24 protein-coding genes and 1 pseudogene are annotated in these 23,655 nt (G+C 33.0%); 23 read left to right on the forward strand and 2 right to left on the reverse strand.

Annotation, left to right across the window (positions count from 1 at the left end; all coding sequences use genetic code 11):
• Nucleotides 1-64: 64 nt before the first annotated feature.
• On the reverse strand, nucleotides 65-754 hold the full coding sequence (locus tag ACZ42F_RS03290; RefSeq protein WP_464279738.1) for a hypothetical protein: 690 nt from the start codon (nucleotides 752-754) through the stop codon (nucleotides 65-67).
• A 63-nt stretch (nucleotides 755-817) separates the two neighbouring features.
• Between ACZ42F_RS03290 and ACZ42F_RS03295 the strand changes: the two genes are divergently transcribed.
• The 8 genes and pseudogenes from ACZ42F_RS03295 (at nucleotide 818) to ACZ42F_RS03330 (ending at nucleotide 10,066) form a co-directional block, all read left to right on the forward strand.
• A complete protein-coding gene (locus tag ACZ42F_RS03295; RefSeq protein ID WP_464279739.1) occupies nucleotides 818-1,330 on the forward strand; it encodes an acylphosphatase in 513 nt (170 codons plus the stop codon).
• Nucleotides 1,331-3,127 (forward strand): annotated as a pseudogene (gene hypF / locus ACZ42F_RS03300) (carbamoyltransferase HypF); the annotation flags it as partial. It abuts the gene before it with no gap.
• 96 nt (nucleotides 3,128-3,223) lie between these two features.
• Nucleotides 3,224-4,651, forward strand: coding sequence for a glycosyltransferase family 9 protein (locus tag ACZ42F_RS03305; RefSeq protein ID WP_464279740.1), 1,428 nt, complete (start codon nucleotides 3,224-3,226; stop codon nucleotides 4,649-4,651).
• Nucleotides 4,652-4,705: 54 nt separating this feature from the next.
• Complete coding sequence (locus tag ACZ42F_RS03310) at nucleotides 4,706-5,311, forward strand: hypothetical protein (protein WP_029967053.1); 606 nt, start codon at nucleotides 4,706-4,708, stop codon at nucleotides 5,309-5,311.
• Nucleotides 5,312-5,315: 4 nt separating this feature from the next.
• Entirely contained in the window at nucleotides 5,316-5,630 is a 315-nt protein-coding gene (locus tag ACZ42F_RS03315; protein ID WP_464279741.1) for a hypothetical protein, read from the forward strand.
• A 239-nt stretch (nucleotides 5,631-5,869) separates the two neighbouring features.
• A complete protein-coding gene (locus ACZ42F_RS03320; protein ID WP_464279742.1) occupies nucleotides 5,870-6,937 on the forward strand; it encodes an ABC transporter substrate-binding protein in 1,068 nt (355 codons plus the stop codon).
• Between the two features lie 157 nt (nucleotides 6,938-7,094).
• Nucleotides 7,095-9,062 (forward strand): ATP-binding response regulator, encoded by a 1,968-nt coding sequence (locus ACZ42F_RS03325; protein WP_464279743.1) that lies wholly within the window; start codon nucleotides 7,095-7,097, stop codon nucleotides 9,060-9,062.
• A 104-nt stretch (nucleotides 9,063-9,166) separates the two neighbouring features.
• Nucleotides 9,167-10,066, forward strand: coding sequence for a DMT family transporter (locus ACZ42F_RS03330; protein WP_029967072.1), 900 nt, complete (start codon nucleotides 9,167-9,169; stop codon nucleotides 10,064-10,066).
• On the opposite strand, the gene ACZ42F_RS03335 is transcribed toward ACZ42F_RS03330, so the two are convergent.
• Nucleotides 10,050-10,406: a DUF4870 family protein gene (locus tag ACZ42F_RS03335; RefSeq protein WP_029967074.1), complete on the reverse strand. Its 357-nt coding sequence runs from the start codon at nucleotides 10,404-10,406 to the stop codon at nucleotides 10,050-10,052. The genes ACZ42F_RS03330 and ACZ42F_RS03335 overlap by 17 nt on opposite strands.
• 290 nt (nucleotides 10,407-10,696) lie before the next feature.
• Here ACZ42F_RS03335 and ACZ42F_RS03340 point away from each other — a divergent pair, with 290 nt between their 5' ends.
• The 15 genes from ACZ42F_RS03340 to ACZ42F_RS03410 all read left to right on the forward strand — a co-directional run bounded on the left by ACZ42F_RS03340 (nucleotide 10,697) and on the right by ACZ42F_RS03410 (nucleotide 23,639).
• Nucleotides 10,697-11,350, forward strand: coding sequence for a lactate utilization protein (locus ACZ42F_RS03340; RefSeq protein ID WP_464279744.1), 654 nt, complete (start codon nucleotides 10,697-10,699; stop codon nucleotides 11,348-11,350).
• 14 nt (nucleotides 11,351-11,364) lie between these two features.
• Nucleotides 11,365-12,270 (forward strand): AMP-binding protein, encoded by a 906-nt coding sequence (locus ACZ42F_RS03345; RefSeq protein ID WP_464279745.1) that lies wholly within the window; start codon nucleotides 11,365-11,367, stop codon nucleotides 12,268-12,270.
• A gap of 4 nt (nucleotides 12,271-12,274) precedes the next feature.
• Nucleotides 12,275-12,892, forward strand: a complete 618-nt coding sequence (locus ACZ42F_RS03350) for an AMP-binding protein (protein ID WP_464280182.1) — start codon at nucleotides 12,275-12,277, stop codon at nucleotides 12,890-12,892.
• A gap of 133 nt (nucleotides 12,893-13,025) precedes the next feature.
• Nucleotides 13,026-16,475: a DNA polymerase III subunit alpha gene (gene dnaE / locus ACZ42F_RS03355; RefSeq protein ID WP_464279746.1), complete on the forward strand. Its 3,450-nt coding sequence runs from the start codon at nucleotides 13,026-13,028 to the stop codon at nucleotides 16,473-16,475.
• Nucleotides 16,476-16,485: 10 nt separating this feature from the next.
• Entirely contained in the window at nucleotides 16,486-16,866 is a 381-nt protein-coding gene (queD, locus tag ACZ42F_RS03360; protein WP_029967088.1) for a 6-carboxytetrahydropterin synthase QueD, read from the forward strand.
• Nucleotides 16,867-17,331 (forward strand): D-aminoacyl-tRNA deacylase, encoded by a 465-nt coding sequence (dtd, locus tag ACZ42F_RS03365; protein ID WP_464279747.1) that lies wholly within the window; start codon nucleotides 16,867-16,869, stop codon nucleotides 17,329-17,331. It abuts the gene before it with no gap.
• 3 nt (nucleotides 17,332-17,334) lie between these two features.
• Entirely contained in the window at nucleotides 17,335-18,465 is a 1,131-nt protein-coding gene (locus ACZ42F_RS03370) for a SpoIIE family protein phosphatase (protein WP_464279748.1), read from the forward strand.
• 3 nt (nucleotides 18,466-18,468) lie between these two features.
• Complete coding sequence (locus ACZ42F_RS03375) at nucleotides 18,469-18,882, forward strand: ATP-binding protein (protein WP_464279749.1); 414 nt, start codon at nucleotides 18,469-18,471, stop codon at nucleotides 18,880-18,882.
• Nucleotides 18,867-19,202, forward strand: coding sequence for an STAS domain-containing protein (locus ACZ42F_RS03380; RefSeq protein WP_464279750.1), 336 nt, complete (start codon nucleotides 18,867-18,869; stop codon nucleotides 19,200-19,202). Before ACZ42F_RS03375 ends, ACZ42F_RS03380 begins: the two co-directional genes overlap by 16 nt.
• Nucleotides 19,203-19,221: 19 nt before the next feature.
• Nucleotides 19,222-20,334, forward strand: coding sequence for a FapA family protein (locus tag ACZ42F_RS03385; RefSeq protein ID WP_464279751.1), 1,113 nt, complete (start codon nucleotides 19,222-19,224; stop codon nucleotides 20,332-20,334).
• 20 nt (nucleotides 20,335-20,354) lie between these two features.
• Nucleotides 20,355-21,113 carry a motility protein A gene (locus tag ACZ42F_RS03390; protein WP_464279752.1) on the forward strand — a complete coding sequence of 253 codons (759 nt, stop codon included), beginning with the start codon at nucleotides 20,355-20,357 and terminating at the stop codon, nucleotides 21,111-21,113.
• A 5-nt stretch (nucleotides 21,114-21,118) separates the two neighbouring features.
• Nucleotides 21,119-21,262 carry a flagellar motor protein MotB gene (locus tag ACZ42F_RS03395; RefSeq protein WP_464279753.1) on the forward strand — a complete coding sequence of 48 codons (144 nt, stop codon included), beginning with the start codon at nucleotides 21,119-21,121 and terminating at the stop codon, nucleotides 21,260-21,262.
• Nucleotides 21,259-21,840 carry an OmpA/MotB family protein gene (locus tag ACZ42F_RS03400; protein WP_464279754.1) on the forward strand — a complete coding sequence of 194 codons (582 nt, stop codon included), beginning with the start codon at nucleotides 21,259-21,261 and terminating at the stop codon, nucleotides 21,838-21,840. The genes ACZ42F_RS03395 and ACZ42F_RS03400 overlap by 4 nt, the downstream gene beginning before the upstream one ends.
• An 11-nt stretch (nucleotides 21,841-21,851) precedes the next feature.
• The gene (locus ACZ42F_RS03405) at nucleotides 21,852-23,444 is read left to right on the forward strand and encodes a CgeB family protein (RefSeq protein ID WP_464279755.1); all 1,593 of its coding nucleotides are present in this window, start codon (nucleotides 21,852-21,854) and stop codon (nucleotides 23,442-23,444) included.
• Entirely contained in the window at nucleotides 23,445-23,639 is a 195-nt protein-coding gene (locus tag ACZ42F_RS03410; RefSeq protein WP_464279756.1) for a hypothetical protein, read from the forward strand.
• The last annotated feature ends 16 nt before the right edge of the window (nucleotides 23,640-23,655 follow it).

Raw genomic sequence — 23,655 nt, forward strand, 5'->3', positions numbered from 1 at the left:
TCTGTTACAACTATTCTTTCAATATCTTCTTCTAATAATTTACCTAGCTTGTTTATGGTTTTATTTAATATACCAAGAGAAGAGAAAAAGATAGATTAGGAGTTATTTTATTTTCTTCAGCTTCAGATATTATTCTATATTTTTTTAGATTGTTTACTATTTTTTTTATCTCTAAGTTAGCATTATCTAAATATTTGTTCTTACATTTTTCCTTAGCAAAATCTATTGACAGGTTGATTGCAGATATAGAATCTATTGATTTATATAGGATATAATTTCTTAAAGCTAATCTTCTAAGTTTATTTTTTATATCAGTTATGTTTAATAAATATAAACTTATTCCTTTTATATATATTTTTTTACCGTCTATTTTTAAGTCAAAACTATCTATGGTACTATCTCTTTTACTTAATATATGACACTCAGTGGAGTATTGATCTTCTTGTTCTAAAGCCTGAAATGTTTTGTTGGCCCCACAATAAGCACAGTATAGAGTTTCTCCACAGCATGCATCCAGTTCTTGAGGATTTACGCAGCCCAGGATTTTTCCCAGGTATTGGCCCAGGATATCCTGATGTTTAACCTGGAGATAGTTTTCAAAACTTTTATTGGCAAATACGACCTGTCTATTAGGCAGGGTGAGAACCAAAGGGTGGAAAACGGCATTTAATAGGTTTACCACCTCCTGGTTTTGGGTTATTTGCTGATAAATAGCTTGGATTTCTTTTAAGCTATAGTTTTTTGTGGTATTCACTTGCTTTTCCTTTTGTTTTTTTATTTTTAGTTTACCAAACAAAAAATACCAGGAGACTTATTTGTGACCAGAAAAGAGTTTATTGTCAATGGAAGAGTGCAGGGAGTTGGATTTAGACCTTTTATTTATAAATTAGCCAAAGAACTAGATCTTACTGGGTGGGTAAAGAATTCTTCTCTGGGTGTAGTGATTGAAGTGCAAGGAGAAAAGAGAAAGGTAGAATGTTTTCAGCAAAAATTAGTTCAGGAATTACCACCTTTAGCTGAAATTGTAGATTTAAAGAGCAGAAATATAGGTCTGGTTGCAGAAGAAACAGATTTTAGGATTGTTGCCAGTGAAAAGGGCCAGGGACACAATGTGCTTATTAGTCCAGATGTGGCTACTTGTGCTGATTGCAGAAAAGATATTTTTAATCCTGAGAATAGAAGGTTTTTATATCCTTTTACCAACTGTACTAATTGTGGCCCAAGGTACACCATTACGCGTTCCATACCTTATGATAGGCCCCAAACTTCTATGGCCTGTTTCCCCCTTTGTGCCAGGTGCCAAGAAGAATATGAAAATCCTTTGGATTGAAGATTTCATGCCCAGCCAAATGCCTGTCCCGAGTGTGGCCCAGAGGTATGGTTAGTAGATAGAGAGGGCAAAGAGTTGGCAAGGGGAAGAGAAGCTTTGGAGCTTACTGCACAACTAATTTTAAAAGGGAAAATTTTAGCCCTAAAAGGACTGGGAGGCTTTCACCTGGCCTGTGAAGCCAGAGAGGAAAAGGTAGTGGATTTACTTAGAAAGCGTAAAAAAAGGCCGCATAAGTCTTTGGCTTTAATGGTGGAGAATCTGGAGCAAATAAAGTCCCTGTGTCTGGTCAATGCCTGGGAAGAAAAAGAATTGCTTGGCCTGGCTCATCCTATAGTGGTTCTGGATAAAAAAGAATCTTCTTTTTTGCCTGATAATATTTCAGAAGATACCAATACCTTGGGCATAATGCTTCCTTATACTCCTTTGCATATGTTACTTTTTTATTTTTTAAGACAATATGATTTTAAAGATAATTTTCCTGTTTTGGTTATGACTTCTGGTAATAGCTCTTCTGAACCCATAAGTCTTGGAAATAGAGAAGCCTTTTCCAGGTTAAGTTTAATAGCTGATTACTTTTTATTTCACAATCGAGATATTCTTATTAGGTGTGATGATAGTGTAGTTAGAATGGATAAAGAGAGAAGATTGTTTTTTAGAAAAGCTAGAGGATATGTACCTACTCCTATTTTTCTTTCTAAAAAAGGTGAAAGTATTTTAGGAGTTGGACCGGAGTTAAAAAATACCATTTGCTTTTTAAAGGACAACCAGGCTTTTGTCTCTCAACATATAGGAGACTTAAAAAATTTGGAAACCTATGAGTTTTTTTTAGAAATTGTAAAACATATGGAAAATATCCTGGAAGTATCTCCCAAAGCAGTAGTGAGAGATTTACATCCAGATTATCTTAGTAGCTCTTTTGCCCAGGAATATGCTAAAGAAAAAAATATCCCTCTTTTTAGTTTGCAGCATCATTATGCCCACCTTTATGCTTTATTGGCAGAGCATAAGCTCCAAACTCCTCTTCTGGGTTGGGCTGTAGATGGTACTGGTTTGGGAGAAGATGGAAATATCTGGGGCGGAGAATTGCTTTATGTAGAAGCAGAAAACCTGGAGAGGAAAAGGCTTGTTTCCTTTAGCCCTTTGCCTTTGCCAGGGGGAGAAAAGGCTGTTTTAGAGCCCTGGCGCATAGCCTTGGGAGTACTTTGGTTGTTACAGGAAGATATGGATTATAACTGGCCCTGGAAGAAGTACAATTTAAACAACCTGCAACTACTCTTTTCTATGCTGGAAAAGCAAATAAACACTCCCTGGTCTTCTAGTCTGGGGCGGATTTTTGATGGGGTGGCAGCGCTTCTTGGGCTTGTTAAGCACATTTCCTACGAAGGACAGGCAGCTATTAGGCTGGAAAAGATTCAAGATGTTCAGGAAAAGAAAATCTATACCTGGAAGACCATAGAAAAAGAAGACCTTCTTGTAGTGGATACCCTTTTTCTATTTCAACAAATTATCAGGGATATCAAAGACCAGGTTAGTCCTGCTCAAATAAGCAGGCGTTTTCATTTAACCATTGCTCAAATTCTTACTGAACTTGGCGTCCATTTTGCTAAAAAAATGGGAGTGGAGTTTTTAGGATTTAGTGGGGGAGTGATGCAAAATATTTCTCTAAATAAACTTTTAATCAGCAACCTTACCCAAAAACAGGTAAAGTTATTGCTCCACCAACAACTTCCACCCAATGATGGTTGTATTTCTTTGGGACAGGCCTATTTTGGCCGTTTGAAATTGGAACATGTCTAAAAGAATTTTGGTCATAAATTTGACGAGGTTTGGAGATATTATCCAGAGCCAGCCTCTTTTTCTTATCTACACCAGCAGGGAAAAGAGGTTGCTTTATTGTGTCTGGAAAATTTTCAAGCGGCAGCCAGGCTTTTGCAGTATGTGGATAAAATTTATACCTTTCCTGGAGGAGAGATTTTAGCTTCTTTGAGTAAAGATAAGTGGTGGAAAGGCCTTGAACAGCTTTTTGCTTCTTTAGAGCGAATAAAAAGAGATTTTCAGCCTGAACAGATTATCAATTTAACTCCTTCTTTGTCTGCTAAAATTTTGACTCTGGTGTTGGGAAAGGAGACTCTGGGCTTTGCGCTGGATAAATGGGGATTTAGTACCTACAACAATAGCTGGGCAGCTTTTTTACAAGCTTCTTCTAAATTTAGAGAGGCTTCTCCTATAAACTTAATAGACCTTTATTTAGGGATTGTAGATCCCCAAAAACAAGCAAAAGTAAGACTAGAGCTAAGAGCTACCTCTGAGGACAGTATTAGAAAATGGAAGAAATTTTTCCACTTACCCACAGGATATGGGCTAATAGGCTTTCAACTGGGAGCAAGTGACAATAAAAGAAGATGGCCTGTGGCTTATTTTGTCAGGGTGGGAAAAATTTGCCTCCAAAAATTTAAACTTATTCCAGTTTTGCTGGGTACTGAGAGCGAAATAGAGCTGGCTAACAGGTTTGAACAATTGGCAGATTATTCCCATTTTAACCTTGTGGGCAAGACAGAGCTTAAGGACCTGCAAGCTATTTTAAGCCAGCTTACTCTTTTACTTACCAATGATACAGGCACCATGCATCTTGCTGCAGGAACTAATTTAAAAATAGTAGCTCTTTTTTTGGCTACTGCCCAGGCCTGGGATACAGGACCTTATTTAGAAGATTGTATTTGCTTAGAGCCTAATTTAGATTGCCATCCCTGTAATTTTGATCAAGTATGTAATGATTATAAGTGTAGATATGCTATACAACCAGAAGATGTTATTTTAGCAATTAAACTTGTCCTGGATAAAGAATATAAATCCTTATCCTTAAATAGTAGAATTTATAAAACAACATTTTTAAATAATACTTATTTTTTAGAAAATTTAAATCATAATAAGGATAAAAGATATTCAAATATGTCTTTTTTTCACTTTTTTTATTTTAATTTTTTAGTTAATAATTTAGATTTTAGTAATAAGCATAATTTTGTAGCATTAAATCTAGATGATAAGCTAAAACAAGAACTTGCAGAAATAGAAAGTTATTTTTTTCTTTTTAAAGAACAACTAAGAAGCATAAGTGCCTATCCCCTTGCCAAAAGAAAACAAAAAATTTCTTTATTTCACTTAAAATTAACTTCCAAACTGGAGCAGACCAGGTATTTTTATCCCTTAACCCATCTCTGGTTAGCTCAATCTCAGCAAGGGTTTTCCTCAGTAGATGATTTTTACCAATTAGCCCACCAATATCACTCCTTTTTAAGAAAAGTTAAAGAAAAATTTTTTTAAATTGGTATATTTTTTGAATTCTTTTTTAAAAAGAACTTTTGGAGGAGGCCAATAATGATAGTTATCGATGGGCAAAAGCTCGATTTAGAAGTAAAAAAATTTAATAATTTAGAAGAGTTGTTGGTAAAAGTAATGGCTGAAGAGCCTTTAAAAAACAGGGTTGTAACAGATGTCTATGTTAATGACGAAGCCTTTTCAGAGATCTATCCTCATCAAGCTGAAGATATTGAAACTGAAGAAATAGAGAAAATAGAGATTAAAACAGTTAGTGTGGATAAGCTGGCAATAGATATTACCAGAGAGCTTTATAAGGTGATAAATTTACTACTTAAGGGAGGCAAAGAAGTTAGCGAGCTTTTTCGGGAAACTAATGACTTTGAAGCCCTGGATATGTATCAAGATTTTCTACAGGTACTTAGGGACTTTATGGGTATGATTGGGGCTATAAGGCAGGAACTTAATTTGATAGCAGTGCCACATTTAGAAGAAAATCTGGAAATTTTATCAGATCTTTTTACCGAAATACTGGATGTTCAAAAAAATGAAGACTGGATTTTGCTGGCTGATTTAATTGAGTATGAATTGCTACCTCATTTAGAGGAGTGGAAGAAGATAGTAAGTGATTTAAGAGAAGAAGTAAAAAAGGTTGCCAAAAATTAGAGCCATGAAAACTATTTATGATATCTATGCCCAGGAAAAAAAAGCCCTTCAAAGTGAAGATATAGAGCAGGCGTTTGCTTTGGCTCAAAAAAGAGAAGAAGCAATAAGAGAGGTTTTACAAAGTGATAGAGGCCAGCTAGAGAAGATAATTCATCTGAGAGAAGAAAATAAAAAGTTGATTGCCCTGGCTAAAGAATTACAAAAAAAGATTAAGGAAGAGTTAAAAAAGGTTAGCCAGGAAAATAAAAGGTTTTTGGGTTATAAAGAAGCCAGCAAAGTTAAAAGTATTTATGGCCAATATCTTAACAAGCGAGGATAGAATCTACTAGACTAAAAGGAAAAAGTGTTTATATAAATACTAAGCCTGGGATGTTAGTGAAGGTTAGTTGTTGGGGGACTAACACCAAGTAAAAAGAAAGGGCTGGTCCCATTAAAGAGACGAGTCCCAACCTCAATTAACCCACGGCATCCTGGGTTTTTTATTTTTTCTTCCTTGGAATTGACCTCTTTTTAAAAAAAAATTATTTTCTCATCCTAAAAAAATTAGGAGTTTACCTTATGCTTTCTCGCTTTTACCTGGTCTTTTTGGTTCTTGTAAGTTTTATTCTTTATTTTTCTACGTTTTCCTGGGCTGAAAACAAGCGTATAGTATTAGTGCACAGTTATGACTGTGATGATGCTTGCGGAGGACCTCAAAGGGAGGGAGTGTTAGAAGCCTTTAATAGTTCTCCTTTGGCTGGAAAGGTTGAGTTTTTTGATTTTTACATGGATACAAAAAATAAAAATGTGGAGCATAAATCAATTATAAAAGTAGCAAAAGAGGCCATAGAGTTTATAAAGAAAATAAATCCTGAAATAATTATATGTTTTGATGACAACTCCTTTTTATACGTTGGGATGAATTTTTTAAAAGATAAGAACAAGATTATTGTGTTTACTGGATTGAATGGATTACCAGAAGATTATAACAAAATTTTTAATTTTATGATAAGCAGAGAAAAGCCTGGATATAATGTAACTGGAGTATATGAAAAACTTTATGTTCAGAAAAGTATAAATGTATTTAAACATATCTTGCCTAATCTAAAGACCGTATTGGTTATTACAGATAATACTACTACTGGAAAAGCCTTGAGCAAGCAAATATTTTTAGAAACCAAAGACTTAACAGATATTGAAATAAAAAACATAGTTGTTGAAAATTTTGAAGAATACAAGAAGATAATTTTAGAAATAAATAAAAAAAAGCAGGTAGATGCTATTTATCCTTTGGCCTTATCTCTTAGGCAAGGTAAGCAGATAGTAGGACCTAATGAAATATTAGCCTGGACTATAAAGAATTCTAGGATTCCAGATATTGCTGTTAATTATTATTTTTGTCAGTTAGGCCTTTTAGGTGGAGCTACAGTGGATTTTAAGGAAATGGGTAAGCAGGCAGGAGAAAAAGCTATAAAAATTTTGCAAGGAGTAGCTGCAGGAAATATCCCTATAGATGATGCCAGAGCTTATGCTTTGGCCTTTAATATTCAAAGGGCTAAGATGCTAGGTTTAAATATACCGAAAAATATTCTTTTTGCTGCTCATAGAATATATAAGGATATTAAGGTATTTGAGTATGAAAAATAAACCAAAATCTTTACAGGTTAAGTTCTTATCAATATTTTTTATTTTTTTCTTTTCCTTTGTTTTGCTTCTTTCGATTTCACTATATTTATATAATGACTTGTATAACGAATATATAAAAGAGAATATAGACTCTTCTACTTTTTATATAGATAAAATATTGAATAATGAAGCTCAAAATATACTTGAAAAAACTTATCAAATATCTAAAGATAATGTTTTAGGGGTTGTTTTATCTTTAGATTTACCATTTTATGGAGAAAAAAGACTTAAAGAATTACTTAAAAGTAGTAGTATTGAGCATATAAATATTTTAGATATAAATGACAATTTGGTGTTTTCTACTTCTGAGAATGAAAATTTTAAAAAATATAAATTAAAAAAAGATGTAGAATTTGCTTTTCTAAATTCCAAAATATATTTGTCAGTTAAAGTTCCAATTTTACATGAAAGTATGAAAAGAATAGGGTACTTGGTTAGTTTTTCTCCTCTTCCTGGAGATAGTTTTTTAAAGGAGCTTTCTCAGAAAAATCAGCTGGGCTTAGCTGTAAAGTGGGGGGGGAAATTTGTTGTAGGCTCTTCCTGGCTGGATTTAGATAAGTTAAACTCTCTTAAGGTCTCAGGAGTAGATGAGTATCGCTCTTGGGAAAAGGGATTTTATTTAAAACCATTATCTTTTAAATTTTCCGGGGCAAATCTGGATTTATTTGTAATTAAAAGACTAGATGAGTTCATTCAAAGATTTAAAAACTATGCTTATATTTCTTTAATAAGCTTAATCCTTTTGGGTTTTATTTTCTTTTTAGCTGTTTTTTTTCTGCATAAAAATGTAATAAGTCCTTTATCTAAACTTACCCTTCTTGCTAAAAGAATAGAATTAAATGAAGATATAGATTGGCAAAAAGAAAATGAAAAGTTTCATTTAGATGAGTTTGGCTATCTTTACCAACAGGTAAAAAAAATGGTTTTGGCTTTAAAAGAAGAAACTCAAAGGGCTGAAAAGGCCAATAAATTAAAGGATAACTTTTTAGCTACCATTAGTCATGAAATTAGAACACCTTTAAATGTAATTTTAGGCCTAACTCAGGTATTGGAAACAAAATTAAAAATACCTGAAAATCAAAAATATTTATCTTTAATAAAAAATTCTGCTAACAACCTGGTATTAATACTAAACGATCTTTTAGATTTTTCTAAATTAAAAGCAGGTTCTTTAGAATTAAAAAATAAAACCAATAATTTAAGTTTTATTCTAAAAAATATTGCCCATACTTATCAGATTCAATGTGAGAATAAAAATCTAGAATTTATATTTGATTGTAATCTAGCAGATTCTTTTTGGGTATATTGTGATAAGCTTCGTTTAGAACAAGTTTTAAACAATTTATTATCCAATGCTTTAAAATTTACCTCTGAAGGTAAAATTATTTTCTCTTCAACTGTAATAAAAGAAGAAAAGGATATTGCTTGGGTTAAATTTTTAATAAAGGATACAGGAATAGGTATTCCTCTAGAAAAACAAAAGGATATATTTAAACCCTTTATCCAGGTAAGTACAGGGTTGAACCGAGAATATAGTGGTACAGGTTTGGGATTAGCTATTGCCTGGGAATTGGTAAAAAAAATGGGAGGAGAAGGAATAGAGTGTAAGAGTGTTCCTGATCAGGGAACAGAGTTTTCTTTTATCTTGCCTTTTACCCTGGATGTTCCCAAGCAAAAGGAAGAAGAGAAGTTAAGTTTAAAAAGGACAACAAAAGAAAATTATAAAATATTGTTAGCTGATGATAGTCTGGATAATAGAATTTTAATGACAGAAGTATTTAAGATTTTAGGGCAGGACAACTTTATTGTTGTAGAAAATGGAGAAGAAGTCTTAAATTTATTGCAAAGGGATAATCACTTTGACTTAATCTTTTTAGATATAGAAATGCCTAAATTAAATGGTCTTGAGTGCACAAAAAAGATAAGGGATTTAGGAGTAAAGGTTCCAATTGTAATTATTACTGGTCATGTGCTGGAAGAAATAAAAGAAAAAGCCTTTCAACTGGGAGTTAATTTCTTTTTAACCAAACCCTTTGATTTGAAAGATATAGAAAATATTTTTAAACAGGTAAAAAAAATAGATTAATCTTTTCTTCAAAAGACACAATTTTCTATTTTTCCTATTTTATCTGTTGACAAAAAAAAATCTTGTAATAAGTTCTCCCCTTTAATTTTTTAAGGAGTTCTGGAATGCGTTTAGATTGGCAGGTAATTAAGGCTGATTTACTTCTTTTGCTTACTGCTTTTATCTGGGGAGCTGCTTTTGTAGCTCAGAGGGTAGGCATGGACAGTCTTACCCCTTTTTATTTTAATGCTATTCGTTTTGCCCTTGGTTCTCTTAGTCTCTTACCTTTAATTTACTTTACTTATAAAGATAAAGAACCTCAATCTTTTTTTAAAGAATTGAAACCTTCTTTAAAAGCAGGCTTTATTTTGGGAGTTCTTTTGTTTTTAGGAAGCTCCTTTCAGCAGGTTGGAATGGTTTATACCACTGCAGGCAAAGCTGGTTTTATTACCGGACTTTATGTAGTTATTGTCCCTTTGCTTGGAATATTTTTCAAACAAAAAATTAGAATAGAGATTATTATAGGGGTTTTATTTTCTGTAGTTGGACTTTATTTACTTTCCATAAAAGAAGACTTTTCTATGGATTATGGAGATTTTTTGGTTTTAATTTGTTCCCTTATGTTTTCCTTTCATGTTTTAGCTATTGCCTATTTTGCTCCTAAACGAGATTGTATTTTGCTTTCTGCTATTCAATTTGTGGTAAATTCACTTATTAGTTTATTCGTAGCTTTAGTTTTAGAAAGTATTACTCTTCAAAATATTTATGATGGCCTAATCCCTTTGCTCTATGGTGGCTTTATGTCTGCTGGGGTTGCTTATACTCTTCAGGTGGTGGCCCAAAGAGATGCTCCCCCAGCCCATGCTTCTATTCTTTTGAGCTTAGAATCTGTGTTTGCAGCTTTAACTGGTTGGTTCTTGCTTGGAGAAACCCTTTCCTCCCGTTCTTTTTGGGGGTGTGTGTTAATGTTTAGTGGAGCTATTATTGCCCAGGTTTATCCCTATATTTTTAGAAAAAGTAAGTAGTTGGGTTTTCTACTGGTTTATCTTCATTTAACCACTTGAGACCTTTGATATTGCGTACAATCCACCAGATTAAGAGAAATATAAAAACTAAATAACCAATCAGGATAAAAGATAAAATTACACCTATTATTCCAGTTACAAAACTTATCCAGAAAGTTCTTATTTGCCAGCGAAAGTGGGTGTTAATCCATTCGGGATTTTCTGAACTCTGGTAAATATAAGCCATTATTACTGCAATGATACTGGTTACACCAAAAATTAAAGAAGCTAAATTTAAAAAATAAATTATTTTAGCAGTTTTCTTTAAACTCTCTACAGAGCCTTTGACCTCTTCACTCATTTTTCACCTCCTTTTATTTTATTTTTTAGTTTTGCATAAAAAAATATTTTAGTCAATAATTGTCATAAGATAAGATGTTTGTTTTGACTTTTAAAATACCTAATGGATTTAGGGTTATTTGATTATTTTTCTGAAAAAAACCCTTTTTGCCAGTTTTAAGGCCTAATCTGCTGGTTTTCCTTTAATTGCCTTAAATAACAGAAAAAACCAGGCAAAAAAAAACTTTTTTTTTTAGTTAGATAAAGGTAAACAAAAGGGGTTTTTTACTTCGGCTTAGTGGAGGTTTTAAGATGAGTGAATTTTTAGAAAAATTTTGGGAAATGAGGTTAAATAAGGTTAAGGAAAAGTTGGAAAAGAATAAGTTTTCAGCGTATGTGGTACCTTCTGAAGAGGAAGCTAGAAAACTGGTTTTAGAAAAGTTATTGCCAGCTATTAATCCTTCTAGCCTTTCCTGGGGAGGCTCCATGACCTTTGTGCAAAGTGGGCTTTATGATTTGCTGAGAAAAAGAGAAGATATAGAAGTTATTGATACTTATCGTAAAGACATTTCTCCAGAAGAGGCTTTGGAAAACAGAAGAAGGGCGCTTTTGGTGGATCTCTTTTTTACCGGGACCAATGCCCTTACTGAAGACGGCTGGTTGGTAAATCTGGACATGATTGGCAATAGAGTAGGGGCTTTAGCCTTTGGTCCTAAAAAGGTCATTGTGCTTGTGGGAAGAAATAAGATTGTCTCTGACCTGGATGAAGCAATGCTGAGAGTAAAACAGTTAAGTGCTCCAGCTAATACTATGCGCTTAAATAAAAAAACTCCTTGTCTTACCACTGGTGAGTGCCACGATTGTAACAGTCCAGATAGAATCTGTAATGTGTGGACTATTCACGAAAAATGTTTTCCAGAAAAAAGAATTACAGTAATTTTGATTAATAAAGACCTGGGACTTTAAAGAGAGGAAAGCTGGTGGACTTAAAAAGCAAATTTTATGAAACAGTAGAAAAATATAAAAACAATAATTGCTTATCTTTTGTAGGAGAAAAAAAACTTACTTACAATGATTTAAGAGAGGAAGCATTACGATATGCTTCCTTTCTTAAAGAGCATGGTTTTCAAAAAGGAGGTAGGGTAACAATAATAAGTGAAAACTCTCCTTATTGGGTGATAGCTTTTTGGAGCATAGTTCTGAATGAAGGAATATGTGTACCTTTATTGGTAGATTTTCCAACAAGCTCTTTAGAACACTTAATAAAGCATTCTAAATCTAGTTATGTTTTTATAGATAAAAAAAATTATCAAAAGTTTGCTGATTCTTCTTTAGATGGAGTATGTTTTATTGATATTGAAAATCTTTGTTTATTAGAAGAGGAAAGTACAGATTATTTTCAAAAAATATTTAAACGCGGTAAAGAGGAATTATTACGCTGGAAAAGTAAATTTCTTTTTACTGAAGCTTTAAAAGAATTGGAAGGATGTGTTTCTATTGTTTATACCTCTGGAACTACAGGAAATTCTAAAGGTGTAATGTTGACCCCTCAAGGTATTTATAAAGTGGCTAAAGAAGCTGCTAAGCTGGTAGATATTAAAGATGGAGATAAGTTTTTATCTATTTTACCTCTTGCTCATACCTATGAATTTAGCCTGGGAATGATAGCTCCCATATTACATGGAGCAGAAATATTTTACTTTAAAGGTAAGCCATCTCCTAAGTTGCTTATAAAGGCTTTAGGAAAAGTAAAGCCAGATATAATGTTAAGCGTTCCTTTGATTATAGAAAAGATATATAAAAATAGAGTTTTAAAGACAATAAAAAAGAATTTTCTTTTAAATCTTATTTATAAGGTTCCCTTTTTTAAGAAAAAAAATAAATAAGAAAATAGGTGCTAAATTAAAAGAAACTTTTGGTGGAAATTTAAAGGCTTTTTGTATTGGCGGAGCTTCTTTGTCTTTAGAGGTGGAAAAGTTTTTAAGAGAAGCTAAATTCCCCTATTGTATAGGGTATGGTTTGACAGAAACCTCTCCTTTGATAGCAGGTACTGGACCTAAAGAGACTAGACTTGGCTCTTGTGGTTTGCCTTTACCAGGAATTGAAGTGAGGATAGCTAGAAAAGGTAAGGGAAAGGAAGGAGAGATTCTGGTAAAAGGTGAAAATGTAATGAAAGGCTATTTTTTGGCTCCTACCTTAACCAGGGAAACCTTTACTTCTGATGGTTGGTTGAAAACTGGAGACCTGGGTTATTTAGATAAAGATGGCTATCTATTTATTAAGGGCAGAAGTAAAAGTGTTATTATCGGAGCTGACGGTAAAAATATTTATCCTGAAGAAATAGAATCTGTTTTAAATGATAATGAATTTGTCTTAGAATCTCTGGTATACTCTAAAGGAAATCAATTAATAGCCAGAATTTATTTTGATCAACAATACTTGGATGATTTTTTTCCTGGAAAAATTTTACGGAAAGTGAGTTTAGAAGTAAAAAAGAAAAAATATTAGAAGAAATAAAAGAAGAGGTAAATAAGGTTTTGCCAGCGTACTCCAGGATAAACAAAATCATAGAGCAAGTAGAGCCTTTTGAAAAAACTCCTACCCAAAAAATAAAAAGGTATTTATACGTAGGAGATTAATTATGGATTTTACTCATTTACACTGTCATACAGAATATAGTCTTTTAGATGGAGCTATTAGACTGGATGATCTATGTAAAAAGGCCAAGGATTTTGGTTCTTCTGCTGTAGCTATTACGGATCATGGAAATCTTTTTGGTGCTCTTACCTTTTATCAAAAGGCCAAGGATTATGGCTTAAAGCCAATTATTGGTTGTGAGATTTATGTGGCTCCTGATATGCAGGAAAAAAGCCAGGAGCGTTTTCACTTAGTACTGTTAGCTCAAAATGAGATTGGCTATAAAAATCTTTTAAAAATTGTTTCTAAATCCTGGTTAAAAGGTTTTTATTATAAACCTAGAGCAGATAAAAAGCTCTTAAAAAAATATAGTGAAGGGCTTATTGCTCTTTCTGCCTGTTTGCAGGGAGAGATTCCTTTTGCCTATCAAAAATTTGGAGCAGAAGAGGCTTTAAGAAGAGCTCAAGAGTATGCAAGTATTTTTCCTCAGAGATTTTACCTGGAAGTTCAGGCCAATGGTTTGCCAGAACAGGACAAGGTAAATGAATTTTTATATGAGTTATCCAAAAAGACAAAACTACCTATAGTAGCCACTAATGACTGTCATTATTTAAATAAAGAAGATGTAGAAGCGCACGATATACTTTTGTGCATTCAGACAAATGCCAAGGTAGATGATGTTAATAGAATGCGTTTTAATACTAGTGAGCTTTATTACAAATCCTATGAGGAAATGCAGGATTATTTTTCTTTTTGTCCTGAAGCTCTGGATAATATAGAAAATATTATTGAGCAGTGTAATTTAGAGTTATCTCTTGGTAATCACTATTTTCCTCATTACGAACTACCTGAAGGTGTATCTTTAGAAGAAGAATTTAGAAGACTGGCTGAAGATGGTTTAAAGAAAAGGCTAGCTAAGTTAAATTATGTGCAAGATGAAAATATTTACTGGCAACGCTTACATAAAGAATTAGATGTAATTTGTGAAAAAGGTTTTCCTGCCTATTTTTTGATCGTTCAGGATTTCATTAACTGGGCTAAGAAACAGGGTATTCCTGTAGGTCCAGGAAGGGGGTCAGCTGCGGGAAGTTTGGTAGCTTATTCTCTTGGAATTACCAATTTAGATCCCATTCGCTATAATTTGCTTTTTGAACGCTTTTTAAATGTGGAGAGAATTAGCCTGCCTGATATTGATGTGGATTTTTGTTATGAAAGGCGAGAAGAAGTAATTGAGTATGTTTCTAAGAAGTATGGTAAAGACAATGTAGCCCAGATTACCACTTTTGGTACCATGAAGGCCAAGGCTGCAGTAAGGGATGTGGGTAGAGCTTTGGGTATTAAGCTTTCTCTGGTGGACAAGATTGCCAAACTTGTCCCAGATGAACCCAAAATGACCATTAAAAAGGCCTTGGAGCAGGAACCAGAGCTGGCCAAATTAAAGGAAGAAGATGAAAAAATAGCCAAATTGCTGGAAATCGCAAGTAAGTTAGAAGGTCTGGCCAGGCATGCTTCCACTCATGCTGCTGGAATTGTTATTTCAGATAAGCCCATGTGGGAATATTTACCTTTGTATTTAGGGAAAAAGGGAGAAGTAGTTACTCAATTTGATATGAAAAGAGTGGAAAAGGCTGGCCTGATTAAATTTGACTTTTTGGGCCTTAAAACCCTTACGGTGATTCAAAATACCCTTAATTTTGCCAGACAAAATGGAAAAGAAGTGCCGGATTTGGATAACCTGCCTTTAGATGATCAAAAAACCTTTGAGCTGCTTTGTCAGGGAGAAACTGACGGAGTTTTTCAATTGGAAAGTTCTGGAATGCGCAATGTACTGAGAGATCTAAAACCCAGTTGTTTTGAAGATATTATTGCTTTGTTGGCTCTTTATCGTCCTGGTCCTTTGCAAAGTGGTATGGTGCAGGATTTTATTGATGGTAAACATGGCAGAAAAGAGGTTAAATATCCTCTTCCTCAACTGGAACCTATTTTAAAAGAAACCTATGGAGTAATTTTATATCAAGAACAAGTAATGCAAATAGCTTCTGTACTTGCAGATTATTCCCTGGGAGAAGGTGATATTTTGCGTAGAGCCATGGGTAAAAAAGACCCTGCTATTATGGCTAAGCAAAGGGATAGATTCCTGGAAGGAGCTAGAAAGAAAAATATTAAAGAAGAAATAGCTGAATATATCTTTGATTTAATGGAAAAGTTTGCTGGATATGGATTTAATAAATCCCATAGTGCTGCTTATGCGCTTATTTCTTATCAAACTGCTTATTTAAAAGCTCACTTTTCTGTAGAATTTATGGCTGCTCTTATAACTTCAGAAGTACAACACACTGACAAGGTCGTTAAACATTTAAATGCTTGTAAGGAAATGGGAATAGAAATTCTGCCTCCTGATGTAAATCATAGTTATTTTCATTTTAGTGTAGAAGAAGAGAAATTGCGTTTTGGCCTGGGAGCCATTAAAAATGTAGGTAAAAGCGCCATAGATAATATTATTGAAGAAAGAGAAAAAAATGGTCCTTATAAATCTTTGTTAGACTTTTGTTCTCGCGTAAATTTACGCAAAGTAACCAAAAGAGTAATAGAAATGCTTATAAAAAGTGGAGCTATGGACTGCTTTCAAATAAGTAGGCAGGCTTTGCTTCTGGGAATGGAAAAAGTTGCTGGTCTGGCTCAAAAAAGAAATAAGAATAAAACCTGTCAGCAGAAGAGTCTTTTTTCAGAAGCTAATATTGAGGATGAATGTAACTTACCTGGACTTGGTATAGAGGCAAAGGAGAATAAAATACAGGAATTTACAGAAAAAGAAAAGCTTAGTTTGGAAAAAGAAGCCTTAGGATTATACTTAACTGGTCATCCTTTAAATCCTTATAGAGAAAATCTAAAAAGATTAAACCTTTTTAATATAGAGCAATGTAAAGAATTTAGTCCTGGAAGCGAAGTCAAATTAGCAGTAATCTGTGTACAAAAAAAAGTAAAAGTGGATAAAAATGGCAATAAAATGGCTTTTTGCGAAATAGAAGACTTTAGCGGCAGAGCAGAAATGAGTTTGTTTAGGGATACTTATTTACAATATGCTAGATTCTTAGATGAAGAGGAACCTTTATATGTAGAAGGTAGGGTTAGTAGTTATGAAGGCAGGAATGACTCAGAAACTAGTGAAGAAGAAAGGGAAAATAGAGAGCTAAAAATAATAGTAAATACAATAGAATTGCTAAGAGAGAAAATAGGCGATAGTTCTGACCCTGTGGTTTTAGAAATAAGATATATAGAAGATTTATCTCTTGTAGATAAATTGAAAGCTACTTTTAATAAGTATCCTGGAAAGGTAGAGGTGAAAGTAAATATTATAAATGATGACTTTAGTTGCTTGATGTGTTTGAGTCCAAAATGGAAGATAAATCCAAATGAAAATTTTTGGAAAGAAGTAAAGTCTATAATTAATTAAGGAGTTATCTATGGATAAGAGGTATAGGCTTAGGATTAAGGACAAATTTAGTGCTGCTCATAGTTTAAGAAATTATGAAGGTAGTTGTGAAAATGTTCATGGTCATAATTTTGGAGTTGAGATAGAAGTTTATGGATATAGTTTAGAAAAGGATACAGAAATACTTATAGATTTTAAAGTGTTAAAAAGAAAATTAAAAAATATATTAATGGATTTAGATCATAAGTTTTTAAATGAATTAGATTTTTTTAGAGTAAATAATCCTTCTTCTGAAAATATTGCTAAGTTTATCTTTTTTAAACTAAAGGAAACTTTGCCTCAAAACATAAGCTTATCCTATGTAATGGTCTCAGAAAGTGATAATTCCCAGGCCTTTTATGAGGAGGTATAGGTGCGTTTTTTAATTCAAAGGGTAAAAAAAGCTGAAGTAACTATTCAAGAACAAACAGTTGCCAAAATAGGTAAGGGATTACTTATATTTGTGGGATTGGAAGAGAAAGACTTTTCCTGGACAGAAAGTCAATTCAAAAAAATGATTGAAAAAACTTTATATTTACGTATATTTTCAGATAAACAAAATAAGCTAAACCTTAATGTGCAGGAAATAGGGGGCGAAATATTACTGGTTTCACAGTTTACTTTATATGCTGATTGCAGGAAAGGTAGGCGTCCTAGCTTTTCTAAAGCCTTAGGAGGAGAGCAGGCTCAGGAACTCTTTGCGCGTTTAATTCAGTATTTTAAATGCGAATATCCTGAGGTAAAAACTGGAGTTTTTGGAGCAGAGATGGATATAAGCTTGATTAATCATGGTCCGGTAACTATATGGTTAGATAGTAAAGAATTGGGGATAGGATAAAAAATGAGTAAATATAAAGTATTAATGGCTGATACTTCCAAAGCTAACCTAAAGGTGCTTGCTTCTTTTTTAAATAAGGATTTTGAGGTCCATTTTGTATATGATGGAGAGCAAGTAATTGAAAAATATTACGAGTTAAAACCAGATTTAATTCTTTTAGATATAAATTTACCTAAAATGAATGGAATAAGTGTGGTTGATTATTTACGTAATAGCGTTAATGACCAAGATACTTATATTATTACTTTTGTTGCTGATGATAATGATAAACTAAAGGTAAAAGTTTTAAGTGTAGGAGCCAATGATATACTTTCAAAGCCTTTTACTAAAGATGAGTTAAAAGCCAGAATACAGGTTGCTAAGAGGCAGATAGTACTTTTGGAAAACTTAAGAAGAGCTTATAAACGTATTAATAGAGAAATGGATCTGGTTTCTTCTTTACAAAGTAAGCTTTTACCCAAAGAAAGTTTTCATTTCCCTAAGATAGGTCTGCAGTCTTACTATCGACCTTCTGGCCAAGCTAGCGGAGACTATTATGATTACATAAAAGTATCTGAGGATATATTACGATTTTGTGTGGCCGATGTTTCTGGGCATGGAGCCAGGGCGGCCTTTATTATGGCTATTGTAAGGACTATTTTTCGTCTGGAGAAGAATGAACAGTATTCTTTATCAAGACTTGTGGATTTAATAAATAAAAGTTTAATTGAAATTGTAGGAGATGAATCTGACTTTGTTACTTTTTTTATTGGAGAACTTAATTTAAAGGATAAAACTTTTTCTTATATTAATGCCGGGCATTGTCCAGCAGTGATAAGGATTGATAAAGAAATTAATTATCTTAAGCCTGATTATCCTGTTTTAGGATTTTTTCCTATTGATCCTGAACAAATTACAGTTGGTTATAAAAATGATTTTGCTATTTTTCTTTATACTGATGGTTTTTATGAATGGGATTTTGAAGATGGAGATCAGCTTGGTCTGGAGAGATTTTTAGATTTTGTAACCAAACATTTTAAAGGAGAAAAAATATATTTGGAGGAGATAATTTTTGGTTTAGATAAGCTGGGTGACTTTTCTCCCATGTATAGAGATGATTTAACAGCCTTATTGGTGTATAATAAAAAAGAGTAAGTTATGCAGTTTATATTTGAAACTATAGTTACTCCTAAGAGTGTAAGATTGTTAGTTGTATCCATAGTCGCAATTCTAAAAAAAATAATTAAAGAGGATGTTATTTATGACCTGGAATTAGCTTTAACTGAGGCTTGCACCAATGTTCTTACTCATGCCTATCCTCAAGAAGAGAAAAATAAAAAGATAAAATTTATTCTAGAAATAATTTTCCAGGATAGACTTATTTTTAAGGTGATAGATTGGGGAATAGAATTTAAACCTCCTAAGAGCTTGCCTCACGATAGTTCTACTTCAGGTCGAGGAATATATATTATTCGCAAAATAATGAACGATTTTATTTATAAAAGGGTTGGGGATAGAAATGAAGTGATAATGGTCAAAAAATTGGAGGAAAATTTATGGAAGAAATTTTAGTGGAAAAAAAGGATGATATTTATTTAGTTAAACTATCCGGAGAACTGGTTTTAGAAAATGTTGAAGATATAAAACCCAAGTTAGAAAACTCTCTTTCTGAAGAGTGGAAAATATTTGCTGTTGATTTAGCAGAAATAGAGTTTATGGATAGTAGCGGAATAGGTTTTTTAGTTGCTTTAAGTAATAGAATAAAACAAATGGGCAGAAAATTTGTTTTAGTAAACCCCTCTAAACAAGTTGTTAAAACTTTAAAGTTAGTTAATATATATCACTTTTTTGAAGTAGTAGAAGATATAGATGATTTAATTTTAGATATATAAGAAGTATAAAAGATAAATTATGCCCTACTTTCTACATCATTATTTTGATCCAGATTTCGACTATCAGCGTTTAAAGCCCAAGATAAGGGAAGATGGAAAAGTAGATCATTACAACTTAGATTATGTACAAAATGTTATCGCCGGACAGGTATTGGCAGAATGGAAAGAGGTAGATTTAACAGAAGTTGATAATCTGGACAGTCGCTTTGTGAGTGAAAAAAAACACTGGCCTTTAGGGCCTAATGTGGCTATTAATCCTCAAAATAAAAATCAAATCATTGCCACTGCCAATGGCTATGTGTTTTATTTTGAAGGAAAAATAGCTGTTAAAACTGTTTTAAATGTAAGAAGAGATGTCGATTTTCATACAGGAAATGTTTATTTTGTAGGTGATTTGATTGTGCATGGTACAGTGCGTAGCGGTTTTGAAGTAAAAGGACATAATGTTAGAATAAAAGGAAAAGTTGAAGCAGCCAAAGTTTATGCTGGAGGGTCTATTTTAATTGAAGGGGGGATAAAAGGCGGGGGAGAAGCCGAAGTTATAGCTCAAGAAAATTTAAAAACTTCTTTTTGTGAAAAAGCATTTTTATTTTCTGGTAAAAAATTGATTATAGAAGGATCTTCTCTGCATAGTAAGTTGTTTGCTGATGAATATATTATTGTAAAAGATAGAATGCAGGGAGGACTAGGAGTTTCTACTAAGCTGTTTTTTGCTCAAAACCAATTGGGCGGTGGCATGGGAGTAAAAACAGAAATTATCCTTGGGTATAAAGCTTCTTTTATAAAAAAGTATATGGAATTAGAAACAAAAATTAAGGATTTAATTAAGGAAATAGAAAATTTAAAATTGAAAATAAATAAAAATGATATTTATAAGGAAGAATATCAAGATAAGTTACAATCTTTAGAAATAAAATTAGCTAAATTAAAAAAACTTATGGCTAAAAATAATGAAAAAATAAATCACAACTTTAATGCTCAAGCCAAGCTGATAGCTCCAGGCAAAATACGTTCTGGGGTGGAAGTGAGTATTGGTCCTGCTTATTATAAAGTGGATGAAGATATGGAAAATAAGCGTTTTGAATTGGAAAAGGAAGAAATTAAACTTAAATCTCCTGCTATAGTTAAATGAGTTTAGCGAGGTTCTAAGGTATGGATATAGGTACTATTATTGGTATAGTCCTGGCTTTTGGATTGATTGTTAGCTCTATTGTCCTGGGTGGTAATTTTGGAGCTTTTATTGATATTCCTTCTATTTTGATAGTAGTTGGTGGAACTTTAGCTGTTACCTTTGTAATGTTTCCCATGGGCAGGGTTTTAGGGGCAATAAAGGTTATGCTCAAGGCCTTTTTTGGTGCTCCCCCAGACCCTAAGGCCTTGATTAAAAACATAGTGGATCTGGCCAATTTGGCCAGAAAAGAAAGCTTGGTAGCTTTAGAAAAAGCCAATGTGGACGATCCCTTTTTGAAAAAGGGAGTCCTTTTAGTAGCTGATGGAACTGCAGAGGATTTGGTGCGTTCAGTATTAGAAACAGAAATAGCTTTTATGAAGCAAAGACATTTGATTGGGCAAGAAATTTTTAAATCCATGGGCACCATGGCTCCTGCCTTTGGCATGATTGGAACCTTGATTGGTTTGGTGCAAATGTTACAGACTTTAGACAATCCTTCTTCCATTGGTCCTGCTATGGCCGTAGCTTTGTTGACTACCTTTTATGGCGCTGTGTTGGCCAATGTAGTCTTTTTACCTATAGCCAAAAAATTGGAACAAAAGAGTGTAGAAGAAGTCTTGTTTATGGAAATTGCTGTGGAGGGGATTATCTCCATTTTAAATGGAGAAAACCCAAGAATTACCCAGGATAAACTGGAAGCTTTCTTGGCTCCAGCCTTAAGAGAAGGTTCTGAAGGATAAGGGAGATGGCCAAGCAAGAAGAATGCAGATGTGAAGAAGGCTTACCTGGTTGGTTAGCTACCTTTGCAGACTTGATGTCCTTGTTGCTTACTTTTTTTGTGCTTTTACTCTCTTTTCCAATCAAGATGTGCAAAAATTTAGAGATATGATGGGTTCTATTAAGGATGCCTTTGGAGTTCAGGTTCAAAGAAAACAGGCTGATTATATTGCCTTTTCTCCTTCGCAATTTGAACGTAAGGATATTAAAATAGACCAAGATACGCGTATGCTTCTGGGAATGGTTTTAAAATTAAAAGCAGTGTTAGAAGAAAATGAATTGCTTAAAAAAAATGTTGATGTCACTTCTGATGATAATGGAGTACTTATTAGGGTAAGCAGTGGAGTTATGTTTAAACCAGGCTCTGCAGTCTTGAAGCCAGAAGCCTATCCTGTTTTAAATGAAGTTATTAAGCTGTTAAAGGAAAATAACTTTGATGTTATTGTTAGAGGACATACAGATGATACCCCTGCTGGAGCTAACTTCCCTTCCAACTGGGAACTTTCAGCAGCCAGAGCTGCAGCAGCTTTGCGTTATATTGTGGAAAAGGGAGGAATAAATCCTTCCAGGCTTAAAGCTGTAGGTTATGCAGATACCAGACCTTTGGTCCCCAATACTTCTCCCAGTAATAGAGCTTTAAATAGAAGAGTAGAGTTTTATTTTCATCGTCCGCAAGTTGAAGGCTGGTAATAACTGGAATTATGCCTGAAGAAAATAATGATTTTCTAGGAAATTATCCTGATAAATTCTTAAATAATCTTTTAGCTAAAGTAAAAGCAAATCCCAATCATATTCCCATTATTTTAGGCTATTCTAAAATAGTTGAAGAAAAATTATCATCTTTAACAAAGGACTTTTTATTTATTTTGCCCGGTAATCTTAAAGAACATATTAACCTTAAAAACAGACATGTTCTTCAGGATGAAAGGGAACAAAACATCATTAAAAAATTAACTTTCTGGCAAAAGGAACATTTACAGGGCAAGCCCTTTTTACCCATAACTATACCTTATTTCTGGAAAAAATATTCCAGTTTTTATCAGCCTATTTTCAAGATATTAAATGCCAATTATAAATTTAATTTTTGGGAAAAAGCAAAATATAAAAAATTTACTGCTGAACCCAAAATTTTATTAATAACCAGCAAGTATTTTTTAATTGGAGAAATAATTACTGCTTGTAAAAAGTTAGATTATCAATACTATCTTTTGCATCTAGAAAATCAAGAAATAGGTTCCGAAGAGTTTATTAAGCTCTTGTTAAAAGCAATCTTAGAATTTAAGCCAGATTTTATTTTAACTATAAATCATTTAGGTGTGGATAAAGAAGGCATTTTAATGGATCTTCTGGAAAAGCTGGAATTGCCTTTAGCCTCCTGGTTTGTAGATAATCCTCATTTAATTCTTTACATGTATCACAAAGTAAAAAGCAATTATAGTGTTATTTTTACCTGGGATATAGACAATATTTCTCTCCTTAAAGAAAGAGGATTTTCTAGAGTTTATTATCTGCCTTTGGCTACAGATACAACTCGTTTTAATCCTAAAAATAATTTAAAGATAGAAAATAGATTATCTATTCCTATCTCTTTTGTTGGCAATTCCATGTATTACAAGGTAAAAGCCAGAGAAGAAAAGTTGCTATCATTTGAAACTATTCTTCAACATTATAAGCAGGTAGCCTTTGAATTTAAAGATAGTGATTACTTGGTAGTGAGTGACTTTTTAAGGGACCATTATCCAGATTTATATCAATTATGGCGTGATTTACCTAGTATTGAAAGCAAATTGGATCTGGAAACCTTAATAACCTGGCAATCTACTCTGGAATATCGTTTGGAAAATATTAAAGAGATTTTAAGTTTTAAACCTGTAATTGTAGGAGATAGAGGCTGGTTTAAGTTATTAAAAGCAAATGACTTATGGAGCTATCATCAAGAACTAAATTATTATACAGAGCTTCCTTATTTTTATGGGCAGAGTAAGATTAATTTTAACGCTACCAGTGCTCAAATGAAGGGAGCTGTTAATCAAAGGGTTTTTGATGTGCCTGCTAGTGGAAACTTTTTACTTACAGATTATAGGTATCAAATAGAACACTTATTTGAAGCTGGAAAGGAAGTAATTTATTATAAAGATAAATCAGAAATAAAAGAGCTAGTAAAATTTTATTTAAATAAAGATAGTGAACGAAATAAAATCATAGAAAAAGCTAGAAAGAGAATTATTTCTGAACACACTTATGAAAATAGATTAAAAAATTTGTACTCTACAATGTCTAAACTTTTTAATTAAATGAAGCCAATTCTTATTATCCAATTACATAGAATAGGGGATATAGTTTTAACTTATCCCTTGTTTTTATGGTTAAAGCAAGTTTATCCCCATAATCCCATTTTTATTTTAGGAGAAAAAGCTTTTTGGCAGGATTTAAAGGATGTGTTTTTAGGCGTAAGCTTTTTCTTGGGAAAATTTATCCTTTTTAACTAAACAAAAATTTTCTTTA

Source organism: Desulfonauticus autotrophicus, from assembly GCF_055381725.1.